Here is a 2,152-nt window from a genome sequence, read left to right as displayed (position 1 = left end):
CAAGCCGTACTTTCTTCTTTCCTTCATCCTGGGGTCACGGGTGAGGAAGCCGGCTTTCTTTAACGTCGGGCGCAGGTTGGGATCGGCCTGCACCAGTGCCCGTGCAAGACCATGCCTTACCGCCCCGGCCTGGCCGCTAATACCACCGCCCCTGACCCGTGCTATAACATCAAAACGTCCTTCCGTACCAGTCAGTTCCAGGGGCTGCCGCACAAGCACTTCAAGGGTTTTTCGCCCAAGATAGACTTCCACGGGCCGGTCGTTAATGATTATCCGGCCTTCACCGGGAACAAGGTAAACCCGCGCCACGGCATTCTTCCGCCGCCCGGTACCATAAAACTTCGTGACAGCCATTGTTAACCTCCTTCCCCTCGCTACATGGACCAGACTTCAGGTTTCTGAGCCTGGTGGGGATGATTCTCTCCCCGGTATACCCGCAGTTTCCTGGCCATCCTGGCACCGAGCCGGTTGTGAGGCAGCATCCCCTCAATGGCTTTACGTACGGCCAGCTCGGGACGCCTGGCCATCAGTTCATCGTATCCCGTCACTTTTAAACCGCCGGGATAGCCGGAATGGCGGATATACTTTTTCTTTTTGAGCTTATTACCGGTAAGAATTACTTTTTCAGCATTAATCACAATCACATGATCCCCTGTATCCACATGGGGAGTGAACTGTGGGCGGTGCTTACCCCTTAAAATGCGGGCGGCCTCGGCGGCCAGCCTGCCCAGGGGCTTACCCGTACCGTCGAGAATATACCACTTGCGTTCTATTTCACCCGGCTTGGCCATATAGGTCTTATTCATGACTTTATTCATGACGGATCACCTGGTACAGCCTGTACACGCCTCCCCCCGACCAGGTTTTCGCTCCTTTCGGCTGGATTCGCCCAGTTGTTTAAGGGCGGAATAACTGGGGAGACACGCTGTTTAAAGAACGACTCCCGGGCTCAGGGCTTAAAACCCCGGGCGAGAAAGCTCCGGGAAAAACAAGGTCCATGCTTTTTGCCCCCGACCCCGGGGCTCGTCAGGCCGGGGCAGAAATCCACATAATAGTATTTTAATCCCTCACCCTGCCAGTGTCAAGAACGGTCCCCTCTCCTTATTTGTGAGACATTTGTGGGACTCATCCTGAACCAGTCCAGCAGGCGTTGCCACCGGGTACGGCTGTTTCAGTATTCTACCCGCTCCAGGCACAAACCTCCGGGAGGCACCGTGGGACCGGCCTGCGTACGATCCCGTGCGGCCAGAATGAACGGTATGTCGTCCGGGTCGCGTTTTCCCAGCCCTACTTCGATTAAGGTGCCTGCCATAATCCGCACCATATTGTAAAGAAAACCGTTGCCGCGAAAAGTCAGGTGTACCAGCTCGTCACCTTCCCGAAAAACGTCAACATCAAACAGCGTGCGGACAGTATTTCTGACCGGAGAACCCGCCGCTTGAAAAGAGCTAAAATCATGCGTCCCCAACAGTTTTTTAGCAGCTTCTGACATGGCTTCCACGTCCAGGGGGCGGGGCACAAAATAGCTGTACAGTCGCCAGAATGGCGAAGGGATGCGGCTGTTGTAAATGGTGTACCGGTAGGTCTTGGCCAGGGCTGAATAGCGTGCGTGGAACTCCGGACTTACCTCCTCGGCTTTTAAGGCGGCAATGTCCCCGGGCAGGACCCCGTTCAAAGCCAGGACAATGCGCTCTGTGGGAATGGGCCACCCGCAGGCGTCAAAATTAACCACCTGTCCCCTGGCGTGAACCCCCGCATCGGTACGTCCGGCACCAATTACACGTATTTCCCTGCCCGCAAGGCGCGTCAGGCACTTCTCCAGAACTTCCTGGACGGTCACCAGACCGGTACCCCGCTGTTCCTGAAACCCGTGGTAATTCGTCCCGTCGTAGGCAATGGTCAGCTTAATGTTGCGCAAGTTCTATCCCCACCAGCGCAAGGCCAGAGTAACCAGAAACAAGGCCCCCGTCCCGGCAAGCACAACGTAATCACGACGCTCATATTGGAGCTGGTGCATGCGGGTGCGGTTCGCCCCACCACGGTAACAACGGATTTCCATGGCCGTAGCCAGATCCTCCGCCCGGCGAAAAGCCCCCGCGAAAAGAGGGACCAGCAGCGGCAAAAGCCCCCGGATACGCTGGAGCAACCCGCC

At 56.6% G+C, this 2,152-nt stretch carries 4 protein-coding genes; all 4 read right to left on the bottom strand.

The window, feature by feature from the left end:
- The coding region (gene rpsI, locus ACPLUI_RS14200) for a 30S ribosomal protein S9 (RefSeq protein WP_424660895.1) at positions 1-354 on the bottom strand (354 nt) is incomplete at its 3' end.
- A 20-nt stretch (positions 355-374) separates the two neighbouring features.
- Positions 375-806 carry a 50S ribosomal protein L13 gene (rplM, locus tag ACPLUI_RS14195; RefSeq protein WP_424660894.1) on the bottom strand — a complete coding sequence of 144 codons (432 nt, stop codon included), beginning with the start codon at positions 804-806 and terminating at the stop codon, positions 375-377.
- A gap of 365 nt (positions 807-1,171) precedes the next feature.
- Entirely contained in the window at positions 1,172-1,918 is a 747-nt protein-coding gene (gene truA / locus ACPLUI_RS14190; protein WP_424660893.1) for a tRNA pseudouridine(38-40) synthase TruA, read from the bottom strand.
- A gap of 3 nt (positions 1,919-1,921) precedes the next feature.
- Positions 1,922-2,152, bottom strand: a 231-nt coding sequence (locus tag ACPLUI_RS14185; protein WP_424660892.1) for an energy-coupling factor transporter transmembrane component T family protein, incomplete at its 5' end; no start/stop codon positions are given.

The organism is Desulfofundulus sp., assembly GCF_049701015.1.
In the GTDB taxonomy this organism is placed as follows: Bacteria; Bacillota; Desulfotomaculia; order Desulfotomaculales; family Desulfovirgulaceae; genus Desulfofundulus.
The sequence above is the reverse complement of the archived record's forward strand: the minus strand, read 5'-3'. Positions and strand labels throughout refer to the sequence as shown.

What these genes read in the sequence shown, in the direction of transcription:
- rplM (WP_424660894.1), bottom strand. Translation starts at nt 806, where the DNA reads ATGAATAAGACCTATATGGCCAAGCCGGGTGAAATAGAACGCAAGTGG.